The sequence below is a fragment of the Saccharopolyspora flava genome, from assembly GCF_900116135.1.
GTDB lineage: Bacteria > Actinomycetota > Actinomycetes > Mycobacteriales > Pseudonocardiaceae > Saccharopolyspora > Saccharopolyspora flava.
Window position 1 is genome coordinate 358,489 of record NZ_FOZX01000001.1, and the last position, 18,853, is coordinate 377,341.

16 protein-coding genes and 1 riboswitch are annotated in these 18,853 nt (G+C 71.2%); of the genes, 3 read left to right on the plus strand and 13 right to left on the minus strand.

Annotated elements, in window-relative coordinates; genetic code table 11:
- The first annotated feature begins 37 nt into the window (after positions 1–37).
- Positions 38–718 (plus strand): LON peptidase substrate-binding domain-containing protein, encoded by a 681-nt coding sequence (locus BM424_RS01560; RefSeq protein WP_342742579.1) that lies wholly within the window; start codon positions 38–40, stop codon positions 716–718.
- A 60-nt stretch (positions 719–778) separates the two neighbouring features.
- Here BM424_RS01560 and BM424_RS01565 read toward each other — a convergent pair whose 3' ends face one another.
- The gene (locus tag BM424_RS01565) at positions 779–1,444 is read right to left on the minus strand and encodes a DUF2567 domain-containing protein (protein ID WP_245775541.1); all 666 of its coding nucleotides are present in this window, start codon (positions 1,442–1,444) and stop codon (positions 779–781) included.
- A 194-nt stretch (positions 1,445–1,638) separates the two neighbouring features.
- Here BM424_RS01565 and BM424_RS01570 point away from each other — a divergent pair, with 194 nt between their 5' ends.
- On the plus strand, positions 1,639–3,609 hold the full coding sequence (locus tag BM424_RS01570; protein WP_217649603.1) for an arabinofuranosyltransferase: 1,971 nt from the start codon (positions 1,639–1,641) through the stop codon (positions 3,607–3,609).
- Positions 3,610–3,656: 47 nt separating this feature from the next.
- Here BM424_RS01570 and BM424_RS01575 read toward each other — a convergent pair whose 3' ends face one another.
- The 5 genes from BM424_RS01575 to BM424_RS01595 all read right to left on the minus strand — a co-directional run bounded on the left by BM424_RS01575 (position 3,657) and on the right by BM424_RS01595 (position 9,086).
- Positions 3,657–4,589 carry a hypothetical protein gene (locus tag BM424_RS01575; protein WP_093413139.1) on the minus strand — a complete coding sequence of 311 codons (933 nt, stop codon included), beginning with the start codon at positions 4,587–4,589 and terminating at the stop codon, positions 3,657–3,659.
- A 78-nt stretch (positions 4,590–4,667) separates the two neighbouring features.
- Positions 4,668–5,312: a response regulator gene (locus tag BM424_RS01580; protein WP_093413141.1), complete on the minus strand. Its 645-nt coding sequence runs from the start codon at positions 5,310–5,312 to the stop codon at positions 4,668–4,670.
- Positions 5,309–6,490 carry a sensor histidine kinase gene (locus BM424_RS01585; RefSeq protein ID WP_139273985.1) on the minus strand — a complete coding sequence of 394 codons (1,182 nt, stop codon included), beginning with the start codon at positions 6,488–6,490 and terminating at the stop codon, positions 5,309–5,311. The genes BM424_RS01580 and BM424_RS01585 overlap by 4 nt, the downstream gene beginning before the upstream one ends.
- Positions 6,491–6,530: 40 nt before the next feature.
- Complete coding sequence (locus BM424_RS01590) at positions 6,531–7,775, minus strand: cytochrome P450 family protein (RefSeq protein ID WP_093413144.1); 1,245 nt, start codon at positions 7,773–7,775, stop codon at positions 6,531–6,533.
- 96 nt (positions 7,776–7,871) lie between these two features.
- Positions 7,872–9,086, minus strand: coding sequence for a cytochrome P450 family protein (locus BM424_RS01595; RefSeq protein WP_093413145.1), 1,215 nt, complete (start codon positions 9,084–9,086; stop codon positions 7,872–7,874).
- Positions 9,087–9,265: 179 nt separating this feature from the next.
- On the opposite strand from BM424_RS01595, the gene BM424_RS01600 reads away from it, so the two are divergent.
- Complete coding sequence (locus BM424_RS01600) at positions 9,266–10,144, plus strand: AsnC family protein (RefSeq protein ID WP_175547895.1); 879 nt, start codon at positions 9,266–9,268, stop codon at positions 10,142–10,144.
- On the opposite strand, the gene BM424_RS01605 is transcribed toward BM424_RS01600, so the two are convergent.
- The 7 genes from BM424_RS01605 to wag31 form a co-directional block, all read right to left on the minus strand.
- Positions 10,141–10,428 (minus strand): hypothetical protein, encoded by a 288-nt coding sequence (locus tag BM424_RS01605; protein WP_093414532.1) that lies wholly within the window; start codon positions 10,426–10,428, stop codon positions 10,141–10,143. The two genes, BM424_RS01600 and BM424_RS01605, sit on opposite strands and share 4 nt — an antisense overlap.
- Before the next feature lie 246 nt (positions 10,429–10,674).
- Positions 10,675–11,559 (minus strand): RluA family pseudouridine synthase, encoded by an 885-nt coding sequence (locus tag BM424_RS01610; protein ID WP_093414533.1) that lies wholly within the window; start codon positions 11,557–11,559, stop codon positions 10,675–10,677.
- Positions 11,560–11,600: 41 nt separating this feature from the next.
- A complete protein-coding gene (gene lspA, locus BM424_RS01615) occupies positions 11,601–12,212 on the minus strand; it encodes a signal peptidase II (RefSeq protein WP_093413148.1) in 612 nt (203 codons plus the stop codon).
- Positions 12,213–12,269: 57 nt separating this feature from the next.
- Positions 12,270–13,592 carry an aminotransferase class V-fold PLP-dependent enzyme gene (locus BM424_RS01620; protein WP_093413150.1) on the minus strand — a complete coding sequence of 441 codons (1,323 nt, stop codon included), beginning with the start codon at positions 13,590–13,592 and terminating at the stop codon, positions 12,270–12,272.
- Between the two features lie 34 nt (positions 13,593–13,626).
- A riboswitch (SAM riboswitch) is annotated at positions 13,627–13,742 on the minus strand.
- 289 nt (positions 13,743–14,031) lie between these two features.
- The gene (ileS, locus tag BM424_RS01625; protein ID WP_093413151.1) at positions 14,032–17,184 is read right to left on the minus strand and encodes an isoleucine--tRNA ligase; all 3,153 of its coding nucleotides are present in this window, start codon (positions 17,182–17,184) and stop codon (positions 14,032–14,034) included.
- A 254-nt stretch (positions 17,185–17,438) separates the two neighbouring features.
- Positions 17,439–17,870 (minus strand): hypothetical protein, encoded by a 432-nt coding sequence (locus BM424_RS01630; protein WP_093413153.1) that lies wholly within the window; start codon positions 17,868–17,870, stop codon positions 17,439–17,441.
- Positions 17,871–17,966: 96 nt separating this feature from the next.
- Positions 17,967–18,821 carry a DivIVA-like cell division protein Wag31 gene (wag31, locus tag BM424_RS01635; RefSeq protein WP_093413154.1) on the minus strand — a complete coding sequence of 285 codons (855 nt, stop codon included), beginning with the start codon at positions 18,819–18,821 and terminating at the stop codon, positions 17,967–17,969.
- Between the last annotated feature and the right edge of the window lie 32 nt (positions 18,822–18,853).

The window sequence follows — 18,853 nt, forward strand, 5'->3', positions numbered from 1 at the left end:
CGAGTCCTGAAGCGCTTTCTTGAGTAGTTTTGGGGGCGTGTTGGACACGTTGCCTTTGTTCCCCCTGGGGTCCGTGCTGTTCCCGGGAGGGCACCTCCCGCTGCACATCTTCGAGCCGCGCTACCGCGAGCTCGTGCAGGACCTGCTCAACGAGGACGTGCCCGACCGCCGGTTCGGCGTGATCACCATCCGGCAGGGCTGGGAGGTCGGCGAGGACAACGTCGACTCGATGTACGACGTCGGCTGCACGGCGGTGCTCGACCAGGCCCGCCAGCTGCCCGGCGGCCGCTACGACGTCACCGCCTTCGGCGAGCGGCGGTTCCGGCTGCTGCAGATCGACCGCGAATCCGCGCCCTACCTGCTGGCCCGCGTGCAGTGGCTGCCCGACACCGACCCGGAACCCGACACGCCCGGACGCCGCGAGCGGCTGGTCGCCGCGGCCCGGGACGCGCACCAGCGCTACCACGCCTCCGGTATGCGCAACGGTTCCCGCGAGATCCCCGGCGAGGACACCGGCACCGAGGACCTGTCCTACCTGCTGGCCGACGACTGCGTGCTCACCACCGAGGACCGCCAGGACCTGCTGGCCGAGACCGACCCGCTGCTCCGGCTGCGCACCGTCCGCAAGCTGCTGCTCCGCGAAGCGGAGTTCCTGCGCGAGCTGCGCGCGGTCCCGGCGCCGCTGGCGGAGTTCGCCCAGCAGCCCAGCCTGAACTGACGGGGTTTCTGCCCGCGGGACGACAACGGCGTCCACGACACCGCCCCTGGGCAGGCCGGCTCACTTGAGGCGGCGGCCGAGGTCGTCGAATCCGTTCCAGGAGGTGGCGACGCCGTAGCCGAGGGCCAGCGCCAGGGGCATCGCGACCAGGACCCACCGGGTGGTGATCTCCGGGGCGATCGTGATCAGGTCGCCGAGCTGCGGGTTCGGCGGCATCGGGTAGAGGCCGGAGGCGAACGAGCCGCCCATCTGCACGCCCAGCCAGGACGCCACCAGAGACCCGATCACCGCGCCGGTGAGCAGCACCGGGCCGCGCCTGCCGCGCAACCGCCACAGCACCGCGGCGGTGAGCAGACCGGTCGCGAAGGCCAGCAGCGAGAAGATCGCGATGCCGTCGAACTCGTGGTAGCTCTCCACCAGCAGGGGCGTCACCGAACCGCCCTGGCCCAGCACGCTCTCCTGCGGCGGCGCCAGGCGCGACCACAGCCACCCCACCGGCAACCCCAGCAGCGCGATGAGCGAGATCGCGCTGATCGCCGGGAGCAGGTCCGCCTTGACCACGACCTTCGGCCGCGGCGGAGCCAGGACGGGCAGCGGCGCGACGTCGCCGGGCTCGATCCGCTCGGGGAGAGCCCGCGTCGGCGCGGCCCCGTCAGCGGCTCCGTCACCCGTCGCGTCGTCCGCGCCGCCGTCCACTGCCTTGCCGTCCACTGGGCTGTCGGACACCTGCCGACCTCCTCCTCGCCGTCGCCGCCACCGGTCCGGCTTGCGAAATTTTCCGGCCACCATAGCGTTTCCCCACGCCCGTCCCCCTCACCCGCCGGGCGGGCACCGGGCGCACATCAACTATTCTGCGCGAGCCCTCATGTCGGCTACGCCGAAGGACGAGTGAAGTGGTGGGAATCCTGCCGTCTCCCCAGTTGACCGGACCGAGCCCGATCGACGAGCCGCGGCAGGCCTCGGCCGTTCGGCTCCCGTTGCGCACCACGGTAGCCGAGCTGCTGGGCGGTTCCGCGGTCGCGGTCGTGGTGAGCATGGTGCTGCAGTTCGCCGCCGCGCGGCTGAGCATCAGCGAACCCAGCTACGCGCCCGAAGCCCTGACGATGCTGTCCAGCACCCTGGTGCTGGCCGCGCTGTTCGTGCTGCTGGCCTTCGGTTACCGCGCGGCGCGCATCGGCCGCTGGGGCAAGGTCGTCGCGACCTGGGTGGCGCTGAGCGCCTTCAGCACGCTGTCGCTGGCGATCCCGCTGCAGTCGACGCGCTTCTACTACGGCGGTTCCTCCACCGACAACGGCTTCCGCATGCAGCTCATGACGCGGATGGCCTCCACGCTGGGCCTGTCGGACATGAACTACGCCGACACCGCGCCCTACTACCCCAGCGGCTGGTTCTGGCTCGGCGGCCGGTTCGCGAACCTGCTGGGCTGGGAGGGCTGGGCCGCCTACAAGCTCTACGCGCTGTGCTGGGTCGCGATCACCACGGTCGTCGCGTTCACGCTGTGGAGCGTGGTGCTGCGCCGCAGGCTCGCCCTGCTGGCCGCGGTGGTGACCGCGCTGTCCGGGATGCTGCACGGCATCGTCGAGCCCTACGCCTGGCCGTCGGCCGCGTGGCTGGTCCCGGTGGCGGTGCTGACCTGGACCGCGCTGCGGCAGGCCGACGGCGCACCGCGCTGGACGCTGCTGTGCATCGGCGGCTACGTCGGCTTCGCGGCGATCACCTACACCCTGCACTTCGGCTTCGCCGTGGCGATGATCCTGCTGATGGCGCTGATCACCGCCGTCGACCAGGTCCGGCGCGGCTCCCGCGCGGTGCCGGTGCTCAAGGGCCTGTTCCTGCGCCTCCTCCCGATCGGCCTGGTCAGCCTGGTCATCGCGCTGCTGGTGTGGCTGCCCTACCTGTTCTCCACGAAGTTCCTGCTGGACAACCCGCGCAGCGCCGCCCAGCACTACCTGCCGGAGGACGGCGCGTTCCTGCCGGTGCCGATGACCGAGGCCTCCGCGTTCGGCGCGCTGTGCCTGGTGGGCTTCGTGTGGCTGCTGCTGCGCTTCCGGCACAGCCGGATCGCGGCGGCGATGTTCGTGGTCGTGCTGGCCATCTACGGCTGGTTCGCGCTGTCCACGCTGGCCCTGCTGGCCAAGACGACGCTGCTGGCGTTCCGGCTCAACGTCGTCCTGGACCTGATCCTGCCGATCGCCGGCGTGCTCGGGCTGCTGGAGCTCATCGGCTACCTCCGGCAGAAGGTCGACCCGCGCTACGGCGTCCAGATCACGCTCATCGCCTGCGCGCTGAGCCTCGTCGGCGCGGTGAGCATCAGCCAGCAGGCGATCGGCGAGAAGCTGCTGGGCTACACCGAGCAGGCCTACAGCGACTACTACCCGACCGGCGACAACGCCAAGGGCCAGAAGGACCCGAAGCAGCGCGGCTCCTGGTTCGACGACGAGATCCGCGCGATCGCCGCGCTCTCCGGCCGCCCCGCCGACCGGAACGTGCTGCTGAGCACCGACTACAAGGTGATGTCCTTCCAGCCGTACTGGGGTTTCCAGCAGGAGACCCCGCACTACGCCAACCCGCTGGCCGACTACGACCAGCGCATCGCCGAGATCGAGCGCTGGACGAAGGCCAAGAACCCCGACGAGCTGCTGCGGATGCTGCGGGACTCGAAGTTCGCGAGCCCCACGGTGTTCGTCCTCGACAACCCGCGCAGCCGGTACTCCGAGGTGGAGACCCCGCCGGAGCACGAGGGCGACCTGGCGTTGCAGCTCAAGGGGGACGCGTTCCCGCAGAACCCGAACGTCCGCGACTACTACGTCTACTTCGACCGCGCGGTGTTCGACTCCCCCGCCTTCGTCCAGCGCGACGTCGGCCCGTACACGATCATCGCCCTCCGCTGATCCGGAGACGCTGACCAGGCGGTCGGGCGCGGCCGAGGTGCGGGTGCTCATCGCACACCCACCACCTCGGCCGGTGCCCGGCGCAGCCGGTAGTGCAGCGCGGCAAGCACCAGCGCGACCGACCACAGCGGCCAGAGCGCGACCGGCAACCAGACCAGCGGGTGGTCGGGGATCGCCGGGTTGTCGAGGAGCACCAGCGGCACCAGCAGTCTGCTGCCCGCCAGGACCAAGACCGACGCGACCAGCGCCGGCACGACGGCCAGCGCGACCGGCACCGGTCTGCCGGCCCACCGGGCCGCCCAGCGCGGGAACCGCTCGCCCCAGGGGCGGATCAGACCCCAGGTCAGCACCGCGCCGCCGACGGCCGCAGCCGCCAGCCCGAGACCGCCTGCGGCGCTGGACCTCTCCATCGGCACACCGGGCACGCCGATCGCCATCAGCACCCGACTGGCCGCGTAGGCCAACGGGACGGCCACGGCGACCCAGGTCCACCACGTGCCGGCGCTCGAAGCCCGGACCTGCTCCCCGCGCGCCGCCCGCTCGATCCACGACCACAGCGAGACCGTGATCAGCGCGGCGACCAGCAGCTGCACCGGCAACGCCGCCGACGCGTAGGTGCGCAGCAGTTCCGGATGCCCGGCCACCGCCGAGACCAGCAGGAACGGTAAGTAGCCCACCGCCGCGAGCGCACCGGCCCCGAGCAGCGCCAGCAACCCGAGCACCGACGCGCCCCTGAGCAGGCCGGTGGCGCGCGTCCCGCGCGCGGCCGCGATCGCCGTCGCCGTGGTCACCGCGCCGGTGGCCGCGACCACGAGGTTGACCGCGGGTTGCGGCAACCACGTCAACGCGGAGGCGAAGTAGTCGGACGAGTCGGCCACCGGGCTCACCGCGCCGGTGGCCGCGCACACGAGCGCGATCACCACCAGCACGACCCCACCGAGACCGACGAAACCCTGCGCGAACCTCTCCTGTGCACTCATACCGACGATGCTCGCGACTTCGGCGTCCCCGCACCTCCACCGCGACGGACCGACTCCCTCCTCCTGGAGGAGGAGATCTCACACCACGCCGGTGTCGTAGGCCCAGATGACCGCGTGCAGCCGGTCGCGGACCTCCAGCTTGCGCAGGATCGCCGCGACGTGGGTCTTCACGGTCGTCTCCGCCAGGTGCAGCTCGGCACCGATCTCGGCGTTGGACGACCCGCGCGCCATGACCGCCAGCACGTCCCGCTCCCGCCCGGTCAGCGACTCCCAGCGCGGATCCGGTTCGCGCGGAGCCGCTCTCCGCGCCACCTCCAGCAGACTGCGCGTGGCACGGGGCGACACGATCGCATGTCCTCTGTGGACCTCGCGCACGGCCTCGGCGATGTCCTCACCCGGCGTGTCCTTCGTGAGGAAACCGCCCGCGCCGGCCCGCAACGCGGCGAAGAGGTTCTCGTCCAGGTCGAAGGTCGTCAGGATCAGCACCCGGGTGTCCGGGAGCTCGCCGCTGATCACCTCGGTCGCCGCGATGCCGTCCATGCCCGGCATCCGGATGTCCATCAGCACCACGTCGACCCGGTGGCTGCGGCAGACCTCCACCGCGGCCGCACCCGACCCCACCTCCGCCACGACCTCCACGTCGTCGTGCGTGCCGAGCATGATCCCGAGCGCGGAGCGGATCAGCTCCTGGTCGTCGGCGACGACCACGCGGATCGCGGTCACCGCTCCCCCAGCTCGAACTCGGCCCGCACGGTCGTCCCCGCACCAGGCGCGCTGCGCACCACGAATCCGCCTCCGATCTGCCGCATCCGCTCGGCCATCCCGACCAGGCCGTGCCCACCGCGCTCGGTGAGGTCTTCGGCGGTCCCGGGGCCGTCGTCGGTCACGGTCACGGTAAGGCGGCGCGGTTCCCATTCCAGGGAGATCCGGCACCGCACCTGCGGTCCGACGTGCTTGAGCGCGTTGGTGACCGACTCCTGCACCACCCGGTAGACCGCGTGCCGTTCGGCGGTTCCGAGATCCTGCCTGGTCCCGGAGCTGCGCAGGGACACGTCGACACCGGCGTCGCGGAAGGACGCGACGAGCGAGCCGAGATCGCGATCGTCCGCCGGACTCACCGGATCGTCCCCCGAACGGAGGACGCCGAGCATCGCGCGCATCTCCCGCATGGCCTCCCGGCCGACGTCCAGCGCCGTGCCGAGCATCGCCCGCGCGCGCTCGGGATCGCGGTCGAAGACCAGCCGCGCGGTGTCGGCCTGGGTGAGCACCACGGCCAGCGAATGCGCCGCCACGTCGTGGATCTCGCGCGCGATGAGCCGTCGCTCGGCGGCGACGGCCGAGCGCACCTGCTCCGCTCGCAGCTGCTCGGCGCGCTGCGCGCTCTCCTCCAGCGCGCGCACGTAGGACACCCGGATCCGCCGGTAGCGCCCCAGAGCCCAGGCCGAGAAGACCGAAGCGACCGCGACCGCCCCGAGCACCCCGGGAGGCCCCCAGGCTCCGGGGAAGCTCAGCACCGTCCGGCCCACGACCAGCGCCGATCCGACCAGGCCGCCCACCACGGGCAGCACCGAGAGATCGGTGTAGGCGATCGCGGAGTACAGCAGCACCGGGTAGATCGCCGAGAACGGCAGCAGCACGGGCGGCACACCGCCGGGCAGGTCCGGCAGCGCGACCAGCGCGAGCATGCACGCGCTGGCCACCGCCAGAGCCACGAGCGGCCGCACCCTGCGCACCGCCAGGCATCCGGCGAGGCCCACCAGCGCCACCAGCGAGGTCGTCCACAGCCACGCGTGCGCGCCGCGCAACGAGCTCAGCGAGGCACCGAGCCCCAGGACCAGGACGAGGGCCGCCGCGACCCCGTCGAGCATCAGCCGGTGGTCGGGCCGCCACGAGGTGAACACGGGCTCACGGTAGGCGCGTGCGGCCGAGCCCACCTCCTCCTCACGAACGAGATGACGCGGACGGGCGCACCGGCAGCGACCGCAGGCCGTGGATGAGGCTGGAGTTGCGGCGGGTCAGGTCCTCCGGCGCGGTGGCCAGCTCGAGGCCGGGGAAGTGCGCGAGGAGCCCGCGCAGCGCGACCTGGGCTTCCATCCGGGCCAGCGGGGCGCCGAGGCAGAAGTGGATGCCGTGGCCGAAGGCCAGGTGGCCCCGGGTGTCCCGGGTGATGTCGAAGGCGTCGCCGTCGGGGAAGCGCCGCGAGTCGTGGTCGGCCGCGGCCAGGCTCGCCCACACGAACTCGCCTGCCGGGATATCGGTGCCGCCGATGGTGATGGGTTCGGTGGTGAAGCGGAACGTGCTGTGCATCAGCGGGCCGTCGAACCGCAGCATCTCCTCCACCGCGGCGTCCACCAGGTCCGGGTCGGCGCGCAGCCGCGCGAACTGCTCCGGGTGGGTCAGCAGCGCCAGGACCCCGTTGCCGATCAGGTTCACCGTCGTCTCGTGGCCAGCTACCAAGAGCAGGAACACCATCGAGATCAGCTCGGCCTCGCTGAGCCGGTCCTCGTCCTCCGACACCTCGATCAGCGCCGTCAGCAGGTCGTCGCCCGGGTGCGCGCGCTTGGTCGCCAGGAGTTCGGTGAGATATTGCGCCATCTCGCCCGCGGCCCGCACCGAGGCCTCGGTGTCGATGTCGTCGAGCAACCGGTTGGTCCAGCGCCGGAAGTCGTCGCGGCGGCTCTCGTCGACGCCCAGCAGCTCGCAGATCACCCGGATCGGCAGCGGGAACGCGAAGGCGTCCAGGAAGTCCACCTCGTCCTGGTGGGCCATCGCCGACAGCAGTTCCTCGGTGATCTCCTCGATCCGCGGGCGCAGGTCCTCGATGCGGCGGGCGGTGAAGGCCTTGACCACCAGCTTGCGCAGCCGCGTGTGGTCCGGCGGGTCCATGTTGAGCATGTGCAGGTCGAACCCGGCGCCCGCGAACCGGCCGTCATCGGCCTCGGGCCGCTCGGCTCCGGGTGCGAAGCGGTCCATGACCAGCCGGAAGATGGTCTGCGCGTCCTTGCCCAGCCGGGGATCGGCCAGCAGCGCACGGGCTTCGTCGTAGCGGGTCACCACCCACACGGGAAGGCCGCTCTCGTTGACCAGCCGGTGCACCGGACCGGCCTCCCGCAGTTCCGCGTAGCGGGCGTGCAGGTCCTGCGCGAACGCGGCGTCGAACGGAATCGGGTCGGTGTGCGCTGCCATGGATCCCCCATCCACGAGACGTGGTTCCAGTAAACGCCTCGCACACCGACCCGCGCCGGTCGTTTCGCCGATCCCCCGCAGATCCTGGTGCTCGGGTCAGCCCAACCGGACCGGGAGCCGCTGCAGGCCGTGGATCAGGGTGGAGAAGCGCCACTCGACGTCGTCGAGCTCGCCGCCGGCGCTGAGGTTCGGGAACCGCTCGGCGAGCTGCCGCAGCGCGATCTGGGCCTCCATGCGGGCCAGCTGCGCCCCGAGGCAGAAGTGGATGCCGTGCCCGAACGACACGTGCCCCTGGGTGTCCCGGTGGAGGTCGAACTTCTCCGGTTCCGGGAACTTCTCCGGGTCGTGGTTGGCCGAGGACAGGCCGACCCACACGATTTCGCCCGCCGGGATCTCCACGTCGCCGAAGGTGACCGCGTCGGTGGTGTGCCGGAAGGTGCCGTGCATGACCGGGCCGTCGAAGCGCAGCGCCTCCTCGACGACGCCGGTCACCAGCTGCGGGTCGGCCACCAGCGCCGCCCACTGGTCGGGGTTGCGCAGCAGCGCCAGCGTCCCGTTGCCGATCAGGTTCACGGTCGTCTCGTGCCCGGCCACCAGCAGCAGGAACACCATCGAGATCAGCTCGGCCTCGCTGAGCCGGTCCTCGTCCTCCGACACCTCGATCAACGCCGTCAGCAGGTCGTCGGCCGGGTGCTCGCGCTTGGTGGCGACGAGTTCGACCAGGTAGTCGGCCATCGCCTTGGCGGCCCGCCCGCGGGACTCGTCGTCGGAGGCGTCCAGCAGGGTGTTGGTCCACTGGCGGAAGTCGTCGCGGCGGGACTCGTCGACGCCCAGCAGCTCGCAGATCACCTGGATCGGCAGCGGGAACGCCAGCGCGTCGAGCAGGTCGATCTCCTCGGAACCGGCGACGGCGTCCAGCAGGTTCGCGGTGATCTGCTCGACCCGCGGGCGCAGGCCTTCGATGCGCCGGGCGGTGAAGGCCTTGACCACCAGCTTGCGCAGCCGCGTGTGGTCCGGCGGGTCGAGGTTGAGCATCTGCTCGTTGAGGTCGTCGTTGAACGGGCGGCCGTTGCCACCGGTCTTGGCGATGATGACCTCGCGGCTGCGGCGGAAGTCCTTGGCCAGGCGTGGATCGGTGAGCGCGGCCTTGACGTCGTCGTAGCGGGTGATCGTCCACACCGGGAGTCCGTGCGGCGTGAGCATCCGCTGAACCGGTGTGGCGGAACGGATCTCGCCGTATCGGTCGTGCAAGTTGGCGACGAATTCGCTGTCGAACGCTACGGGTACGGTGTGCGCCTCAGTGGTGGACATCGAGTTCCTTCGGATCGTCGGGATGGACCCCCGAAATCCAGTGAACACCGTTCACAGCAGGCTGTCACACCGGACTGAAAGCGCTCTCAGCGCAAACGCGGCGAACCTCGCATCCCACCCCTGTCGAGAACCCGTGCCTGCGCCCCGCACGTCCGGGTGACCGGGTAGCGTGGCACGACGTGACTGGCCCTGATCCCGTGGACGTACGACTGCTGAGCGCCGTGGCAGAGGTGGGCCGAGCGTCGGTTCCGGACATCGCCGGCCGGCTCGGCATGGACGTGCGCGAGGTCGCCGCCCGGCTCGCGGCGCTGTCCACGACCGGACTGCCGCTCGTCGTCGGCGTCGAGTGCGACCAGCAGGGCATCCGCAACGCCCTCGCCGTCGCGCAGCAGTGGGCCGCGCAGAACGCCGCGGGCGGCCCGCACCCGGCCGCCGGGTACAGCGGCCCGCACCCGATGTCCGGGCCCCACCCCATGTCCGGCCCGCACTCCGCTCCCGCGCCCGTGCCGGGACCTCCGCCGATGCCGCCTGCCCCCGCCGCGCCGCAGCCGCCGATGAGCACCTGGGGTCCGCCCGGGTCGGCGGCGTGGGCGCGCGGCGACCAGCCCGCCCCCGTCCCGGCGCAACCACCGGCCACCACCGGCACGATCGGCACCAAGCTCGACGTGCAGGGCGTGTCGGGTGAGCGGATCAGCATCCAGCTCGTCGAGGTCGTCGACCCGGCCGATTTCCTGTTCACCGCCGCCGGCCACGAGCTGCAGGCCGGTGAGCGCTCGGTCGTGGTGCACACCGAGCTGACCAACCACGGGCAGGTGCCGTTCCCGTCGCTGCCCGACATGTACCTGGAGCTGATCACCAAGGACGGCGCCCCGATCGCCAAGGCACCGGTGACGATGTCGTCCCGCCCGCCGCACCGGATGGGCGTGCAGCCCGGCGAGACCGCGGGCGGCCACACGATCTACGTGCTGCCGGAGTCCACCGAGCTCGCGGCGGTGCGCTGGACCCCGCAGCCCGGGGATCAGCAGCGCACGCTGCTCTGGGACATCACCGGTCTCTAGGAATCGCGGCGGAAGAAGTTCAGCGGGCCGCGGCGCGGCTTGTCCTCGCGCTGCTTGCTCCGGTACTGCAACGTCGGCCAGTCACCGGCGTCATCGCGGGAGCGCTGCGGTTCGGGCTCGCCGATGACCGACGGCGTCGCCGGAGCGACGTCCTGGGCGCTGATCACGTCGCCCAGGCTGGTCATGCCCTCCGGCGGGGTGTCCAGATCGGCCTGCGGGTCGATGACCGGCATCCCGCGCGGTGGGGTCGGCGTGTCCGAACCCTGAAACTCCTGCTGTGCCACCGGACCCCCTTCGTCGCGCGCCGATCCGCCCACCACGGTACCTGTTCCGACAGTTGAAGCATGCGGCGAAGCCGCATTCTCTTCCACCACGCCAGCAGCTGGCACCGCCGCGGGTTCTGAGCGCTTTCGTGGCGAGTACGCCGGGACGCCGTGTATTGGACATACATCAGGAGCGGCGCACGGAGTCCACGGAAGCGCTCAGGTTCCGCTACCCGCACCGCCACGCAAAGCAACCACGAACAGTTCCTATTGGTCCTGTTCGCGCAACTCGTCGAGGGCGTGCTGCAGATCGTCCGGGTATTCGCTCTCGAACGAAACCCAGCCGCCCGAGGGGTGTTCGAACGACAGGCTGCGGGCGTGCAGCCACTGGCGGCTGATCTTCAGGCGGCGCGCCAGCACCGGGTCCGCGCCGTAGGTGAGGTCGCCGACGCAGGGGTGCTTGATCGCCGAGAAGTGCACCCGGATCTGGTGCGTGCGACCGGTTTCCAGCTTCACGTCGATCAACGACGCCGCCCGGAAGGCCTCCACCACCTCGTAGTGGGTGATGCTCGGCTTCCCGCCGGTGACCACCGCGAACTTGTAGTCGTGGCGCGGATGCCGGTCGATCGGGGCGTCGATGGTGCCCCGGCTCGGATCCGGCAGGCCCTGCACGACCGCGTGGTAGCGCTTCTCGACCGTGCGCTCCTTGAACGCGCGCTTGAGCACCGTGTAGGCGTGCTCGCTCTTGGCCACCACCATCACCCCGGTGGTGCCCGCGTCGAGGCGGTGCACCACGCCCTGGCGCTCGGCGGCGCCCGAGGTGGCGATCTGCACGCCCGCCGCGGCCAGACCGCCGACGACGGTCGGGCCCTCCCAGCCGGGGCTGGGGTGCACGGCGACGCCGATCGGCTTGTCGATCACGACGATGTCGTCGTCCTGGTGCAGGATCTTCATGCCCTCGACCGGCACCGCGACCACCTGGATCGGCTGCTCGGCGGCGGGCAGGGTCACCTCCAGCCAGGACCCGGCCATGAGGCGGTCGGACTTGCCCGCGGGGCTGCCGTCGACCAGCACGTCACCGGCCTCGGCGAGCCCGGCGACGGCGTTGCGGGACAGGCCCAGCAGCTTGGACAGGCCGGCGTCGATGCGCATGCCGTCCAAGCCCTCGGGCACCGGGAGGGTTCGGAGTTCGCTCACGACTGGTCGGCCTTCTTCTGCTTGCGGTGGACGGTGCCGTCGTAGTCGCGCCCCAGCAGCGACAGCAGCACCACGAGGATGCCGCCGCAGGTGATGCAGCTGTCGGCGACGTTGAACACCGGGAACACCTGGCCGCCGGGGGCCAGGAACGACAGGAAGTCGACCACGTGGCCCTGCAGCGGACCGGGCGCCCGGAACAGCCGGTCGCCGAGGTTGCCGCAGGCACCGCCGAGCACCAGTCCGAGGCCCACGGCCCAGCCCGGCGAGCGCAGCTTCGGCGCCAGCCACACGATCACGCCGACCACGGCGATCGCCAGCAGCGCCAGCAGCCAGGTCAGGCCGGTGGCCATCGAGAACGCGGCACCGGGGTTGCGCAGCACGTCCAGGTAGAACAGGCCGCCGAGCACCTTTAGCGGCGGGTTGCCCTCCAGGTGCGCGACGACGGCGATCTTGGTGATCACGTCCAGGACCAGGCCCACCGCGGCCACGCCGAACAGCAGCGCCAGCAGCTTCCCGGAACCGCCCTTCGGGGCGTCCGAGGCCGGGGTCGTCTCGGCGTCTTCCGAGGAGGAGGCCGCCTGCTCAGGAGGGGGGTTCTCGGTGCTCACCCCGCCATTGTCCCCGACCCCGGCGACCGGCCGAGCACCAGGACCGCCGGTCGGACCTCAGAGCAGGAACGGCGGCAGCGGGCGCTGGTCCTCGGCGGGCTCCCAGCGGCCCTCGACCTTCCGGTACTGCGCCGCAGGCCCCTCGCTGACCAGGGACTTCAGCGCCGCGACGAGGCGGTCGACGTGCTCGGTCGTGGTGCCGAGCCCGAGGCTCACGCGCAGCGCGCGCTCGGCGTCCGAGCCCGCCTTGGCCAGCAGGTTCCGGGTGCCGAGGTGGGCGCAGAACAAGCCGTCGCGAACACCGATGGCGTGCTCGGCCGACAGGGCTGCGGCCAGCAGCCCGGGGTCCTGGCCGTCGACGGTGAAGCTGACGACGCCGACCCGGTCGTGCTCCGGGCCGAACAGGCTCAGCTCCCGCAGACCCGGGACCTCGGCCAGACCCGCGCGCAGCCGTCCCAGCAGCGCCCGCTCGTGCTCGACGACGCCGTCCCAGCGGGTGGCGAAGGTCCGGCAGGCCGTGGCCAGCGCGTGCACGCCGACGGTGTTCGGCGAACCGGCCTCGTGCCGCTCGGGCCCGGTGGTCCAGCTGACCGCGCGCTCGGTGACCAGGCGCGTCGCGCCACCGCCCGCCAGGTGCGGGTCGGCGGCGTTGAGCCAGTCCGCCCGCCCGACCAGGGCACCCGCGCCGAACGGCGCGTAGAGCTTGTGGCCGGACAGGGCCACGTAGTCGACGTCGAGCCCGGCGAGCCGGACCGGCCGGTGCGGCGCGAGCTGCGCGGCGTCCAGCACCGTCCGGGCACCCCGGCGGCGGGCGACGCGGGCCAGCTCGGCGACCGGCCACAGCTCACCGGTGACGTTGCAAGCCCCGGTGAGCACGGCGAGTCGCGGCCCCTCCGGGCACTCGGCCAGCGCCGCGTCCAGCGCGGCCACCGCGTCGGCGGGGCTCGCGGGAGCCGGGACGCGACGCACGTTGCGCCAGGGCAGCAGCGCGGCGTGGTGGACGGTGTCGAACACGACCACCGACGTGCCGCGCGGCACCGCCGAGGCCAGCAGGTTCAGCGCGTCGGTGGTGTTGCGGGTGAACACGACCTCATCGCCCTGACGTGCGCCGACGAAGTCCAGCAGCACCTGCCGGGCGCCCTCGTAGACGCGGGTGCACACCTGCGAGGCGAACCCGGCTCCCCGGTGGACGCTGGCGTAGTACGGCAGCAGCTCGTCGACCGCATCGCGCACCGCCGACAGGCACGGAGCGCTCGCCGCGTGATCGAGATTGGCGTAGTCCGCGGTTCCCCCGGTGACCAGCGGAACCCGCAGTCCCGATCCGACCACGCCGGGAACGGCGACGGACTGGCTCGGAACATCGATGACGGCTGAAGACATCGCGACCCTCCCGGGGCCTCAAGGGCCCTCGGCGGGCCCGCGCTTGCCGGGACGCGCTGCGCGTCCGGCCAGGTCCTCACCCGGGGCACCCCACCGCGGTTGGAGGGTTGCCGGCCAGCAAGCCGGGGCTTCGCGCTGGCACTCATGACCTTCGGGTCGGGAGGTTAGTGGGGGTGTTGGGGTTTGGCAAGGGGGTTTCGGTTTGTGGGAGGTGTTGCTGTTTTGTTCTTGGTCGGGGGTTGGGGTTCTTGGGTGAGGGGCGGAGTGCAGTTTTGTACGAAATTGCCGACGTCCCAACGAAACTCACGCCCCCAACGTGGGCAATTTCGTACAAAACTGCACGGCCTTGCGAAACGTATTCGTAGGTGGTCGTCTTTCAAGAAGACGAGCCCCTTCGGACTTCGTCCGAAGGGGCTCGTCGTGGGGTTGGGGTTGTTTCTCAGACTCGGGTGACTGAGACCTTGATCTCGACGTTGTCGCCGACCGTGCCCGTGACGCAGTCGTCTGCGGTGCCCGTGGTGACCTCGTTCGCCAGGGTTTCGCCCGCGATGAAGTCGCGGTGGGTGTTCACCGCTGCGGCGACCTCGTCCGGGGCCTCGACCGTGACCTCGATGCGGTCCGAGACCTCGAAACCGGCGTCCTTGCGGGCGTTCTGGATCACCCGGACGACGTCGCGGGCCAGGCCCTCGGCCGCCAGGTCCGGGGTGACCTCGGTGTCGAGGACGACCAGGCCGTCGCCGTCCGGCAGGGCCGCGGCCGCGCCGGTGTCGGTCGAGACCAGCTTCTCGGTGTACTCGCCGTCCTGCAGCTCGATGCCCGCGGCGACCACAGTGGACGCGCGACGCTCCCAATCACCGGACTTGACGGCCTTGATCACCTTCTGCACGTCCTTGCCCAGCCGCGGACCCGCCGCACGCGCGTTGACCGCGATCTCGAACCGGCCGTGAGCCGCCACGTCCGTGCTCAGCTCCAGGCCCTTGACGTTGACCTCGTCGGTGATCAGGTCGGCGAACGGGCGCAGCGCCTCGGCCTCCGGCGTGGCCACCACCAGCGAGGACAGCGGCAGCCGGACCCGCAGCTTGTTGCTCTTGCGCAGCGCCAGCGCCGACGAGCAGACCTGGCGGACCTGGTCCATCGCCGACACCAGAGCGGCGTCCGCAGGCAGCTCGTCCACCAGCGGCCAGTCCGTCAGGTGCACCGAACGGCCGCCGGTGAGTCCGCGCCACACCGCCTCGGCGGTCAGCGGCAGCAGCGGAGCCACCACCCGGCAGGTCACCTCCAGCACCGTGTGCAGCGTGTCGATCGCGTCCTTGTCGCCCGCCCAGAACCGGTCCCGGGAGCGGCGCACGTACCAGTTGGTCAGCACCTCCAGGAAGTCCCGCACGGTCGCGGTCGCCGAAGCCAGGTCCAGCGCGTCCATCGCGGCCTGCACGTCGCCGACCAGCTCGTGGGTCTTGGCCAGCACGTAGCGGTCCAGCACGTGCTTGCTGTCGGTGCGGAACTCACCGCTGACGCCCTCGGCGTTGGCGTACAGCGCCAGGAAGTACCAGGAGTTCCACAGCGGCAGCACCGCCTGGCGCACCGCCTCCCGGATGCCCCGCTCGGTGACGACCAGGTCGCCGCCGCGCAGGATCGGGCTCGACATCAGGAACCAGCGCATCGCGTCGGAACCGTCGCGGTCGAAGACCTCGTTGACGTCCGGGTAGTTCTTCTTCGACTTCGACATCTTCAGGCCGTCGTGGCCCAGCACGATGCCGTGCGCCACCACGTTGCTGAACGCCGGCCGGTCGAACAGCGCCGTCGCCAGCACGTGCAGCGTGTAGAACCAGCCGCGGGTCTGGCCGTGGTACTCCACGATGAAGTCGCCCGGGAAGTGGTGCTCGAACCACTCCGCGTTCTCCATCGGGTAGTGGACCTGCGCGAACGGCATCGAGCCCGACTCGAACCAGCAGTCCAGCACCTCCGGCACCCGGCGCATCGTGGACTTGCCCGTCGGGTCGTCCGGGTTCGGCCGGGTCAGCTCGTCGATCTCCGGGCGGTGCAGGTTCGTCGGCCGCACCCCGAAGTCGCGTTCCAGCTCGTCCAGCGAGCCGTAGACGTCGGTGCGCGGGTGCTCGGGGTCGTCCGAGACCCACACCGGGATCGGCGAACCCCAGTACCGGTTCCGCGAGATGTTCCAGTCGCGGGCGTTCTCCAGCCACTTGCCGAACTGACCGTCGCGGATGTGCGAGGGAACCCAGTTGATCTGCTTGTTCAGCTCGACCATCCGGTCCTTGAACTGGCTCACCGCCACGAACCACGACGACACCGCCCGCTGGATCAGCGCGTTGTCGCAGCGCCAGCAGTGCGGGTACTGGTGGTCGTAGGTCTCGTGGCGCAGCAGCAGACCGCGGTCCTTGAGGTCGCGGGCGATGTGCTTGTTCGCCTCGAAGACCTGCATGCCCTGGTACGGCGGCACCTCGGCGGTGAACCGGCCGTGCGCGTCGACCGGCACGACCGGGACGATGTCGGCCGCGTCGGTGACGACCTTGTCGTCCTCACCGAAGGCCGGTGCGATGTGCACGATCCCGGTGCCGTCGTCGGTGGTGACGTAGTCCGCGGCCAGCACCTGGTGGGCGTTGTCGCGGCCGACGAAGAAGTCGAACGGCGGCTGGTAGCGGGTGCCCAGCAGGTCCGAGCCCTTGTAGCGGGCCACCACGCGGTCGGCGACTTCCTCGCCCAGCTCCCGCGCGTAGGCCGACAGCCGCGCCTCGGCCAGCAGGTAGCGCTCGGTGCCCTGCGCGGGCGCGACCAGCGCGTAGTCGACCTCCGGGTGCACCGCGGCCGCCAGGTTCGACGGCAGCGTCCACGGGGTCGTCGTCCACACCAGCGCCAGCGCGCCGTCCAGTTCCGAACCCGGCGCCGTCAGCCGCAGACCGACCGTGACCGCCGGGTCCTGGCGCGGCCGGTAGCCGTCGTCCATGCGGGTCTCGGTGTTCGACAGCGGCGTCTCGCAGCGCCAGCAGTACCAGAGGACCCGGTAGCCCTCGTAGACCAGACCCTTGTCCCACAGGGTCTTGAACGCCCACATGACGCTTTCCATGTAGTCCAGGTCGAGCGTCTTGTAGTCGTTCTCGAAGTCCACCCAGCGCGCCTGGCGGGTGACGTAGTCCTCCCACTCGGCCGTGTAGCGCAGCACCGAGGTCTTGCACGCCTCGTTGAACGCGGCGACGCCCATGGAGTCGATCTCGGACTTCGAGGTGATCCCCAGCTGCTTCTCCGCCTCGACCTCGGCGGGCAGGCCGTGGGTGTCCCAGCCGAACCGGCGCTCGACGCGCTTGCCGCGCATCGTCTGGTAGCGCGGGACCGCGTCCTTGACGTAGCCGGTCAGCAGGTGCCCGTAGTGCGGCAGGCCGTTGGCGAACGGAGGACCGTCGTAGAAGACGTACTCGTTCGAGCCGTTGTGGCCCGCCTCGCGCGCCTCGACGGACGCGCGGAAGGTCTTGTCGTCGGCCCAGAAGTCCAGCACCTGGCGTTCGATCGCCGGGAACGCGGGCTGGGCCGCCACGCCGCGCTCGTCGGACGCGCCGAAGGAAACCTTGGGGTATGCCATCGCGGAGTGCTCCTCGCACTGAGTCGTTGCCGCCCAATTCTCGGACGGGGACGACTCCCGGACACGCCGGGCACCGCGGTACCACCCCGCTTGCCGACGGCGAACGCCGTCGGCCACTCGTTGCCGGCTGTGACGGGCCGGACCCGTCCGGTTCTACTGAGGAGCCCGCGGGCACCCGTTCTTCCGGAGGCTCCCCGGTGATGGCCGGATCAACGCCTGGTCCTCTCAGAGTACCGGGATCGCGCCAGTGGTTTTCACCGGCTCCGGCGGGACTCCGCGGCGATCGTCGCGTTGGGCGCGCAGCGGGCGCACGGGGTGAACCCGAGCTCCCGGGCCTCGCCCAGCTTCAGCGGCAGCGTCTCGGCGTCGCCGAGCCATTCGCAGGTCCGCACGTGGTAGCGCGGACGTTCGTCGATCACCACGACCTCGGCGTCCCGATCGGCCGCCTCGGCCGCGTTGCTGCGCTCCTGCCCCGGCTCCGGCCCCTGAGTACCGGCCCGGTGCCGCCCGCCTCGGGCGGGTCCGGCTCTCCCCTGACGGGCCTTGATCCGGTCGAGGACCAGCAGGACCGCCCCGAGGACGCTCGCCAGGACCGAGATCCACGCGAACGAGGACCCCGCGCCGAGCACCGCGGCCACCAGGGTCGCGGCGGCCACCAGGACCAGCAGCAGAACTACCAGCAGCACTCGTGTTCCCGTCTCTCGCCGACCCCCGCTCGGCAGAGACCGGCGGTGACGGGCAACGACCCATCACCGCCGGTTCGCCAAGTCTTGATCGGGGAATCAGCCCGCTTCGGCCGCCCTCGCCCCGAAGCTGTAGCTGGTGGCCTGCTGACCGGAGGAGCGGCTTCCGCTTCCGTTGCTCTCGGCCGGAGCGGCCGAGCCTCGGTCCTGCAGCTCTCGCAGCTGAGACTCCAGGTACGTCTGCAGTCGAGTGCGGTACTCGCGCTCGAACGTGCGCAGAGTCTCGATCTTCTTCTCGAGGGCGTTCTTCTCGTTGGTGATGTTGCCCATCACCTCGGCGTGCTTGCGCTGCGCGTCGCGCTCCAGGCTGGCCGCCTTGTCGCGCGCCTGCCGCTCCAGCGTCTCCGCCCGGGTGCGGGCGTCGTTGAGCATCGTCTCGGCACGGGTCCGGGACTCGTTGACCATGCTGTCGGACTTCGAACGAGCCTCCGACAGCAGCTGCTCGGACTTGGTCCGGGCCTCCGACAGCATGCCGTCGGCTTCGGCCTTGGCCTCACCGGTCAGCCGGTCGGCCATCTCCTGCGCGAGGCCGAGCACCTTGGCGGCCTGCACGTGGTGGTCGCCGCCGGGCGAGGTCTGCTCGGCAGCGGTCGGCGCCGGGACCGGGGTGAGCCGGCGCGGTTCCTCCGCGGGGGCGGCTGGGGCCGAGGCAGCGGCGGCCGACGCCGACGCAGCCTGGCTGCGAGCGTCGTCCAAGTCGACCTGGGCGGACTGCAGCTGGCTCTCCAGCTGCTCCACCTGCCCACGCAGGTCGTTGTTCTCCTCAACCAGCCGGGCAAGCTCGGCTTCAACCAGGTCGAGGAATGCATCCACCTCGTCCTCGTTGTAGCCCCGCTTGCCGATCGGAGGTTTGCTGAACGCGACGTTATGCACGTCGGCGGGGGTCAGGCCCACAAGATCACCTCACGCACTCCTTCGGCAGCTGC

Excerpts from the sequence above, each read along its gene's own strand:
- BM424_RS01575 (WP_093413139.1), bottom strand. The coding sequence starts at position 4,589 with ATGAGTGCACAGGAGAGGTTCGCGCAGGGTTTCGTCGGTCTCGGTGGG.
- BM424_RS01590 (WP_093413144.1), bottom strand. The coding sequence starts at position 7,775 with ATGGCAGCGCACACCGACCCGATTCCGTTCGACGCCGCGTTCGCGCAG.
- BM424_RS01595 (WP_093413145.1), bottom strand. The coding sequence starts at position 9,086 with ATGTCCACCACTGAGGCGCACACCGTACCCGTAGCGTTCGACAGCGAA.
- BM424_RS01610 (WP_093414533.1), bottom strand. The coding sequence starts at position 11,559 with ATGCGCATCGACGCCGGCCTGTCCAAGCTGCTGGGCCTGTCCCGCAAC.
- BM424_RS01620 (WP_093413150.1), bottom strand. The coding sequence starts at position 13,592 with ATGTCTTCAGCCGTCATCGATGTTCCGAGCCAGTCCGTCGCCGTTCCC.
- ileS (WP_093413151.1), bottom strand. The coding sequence starts at position 17,184 with ATGGCATACCCCAAGGTTTCCTTCGGCGCGTCCGACGAGCGCGGCGTG.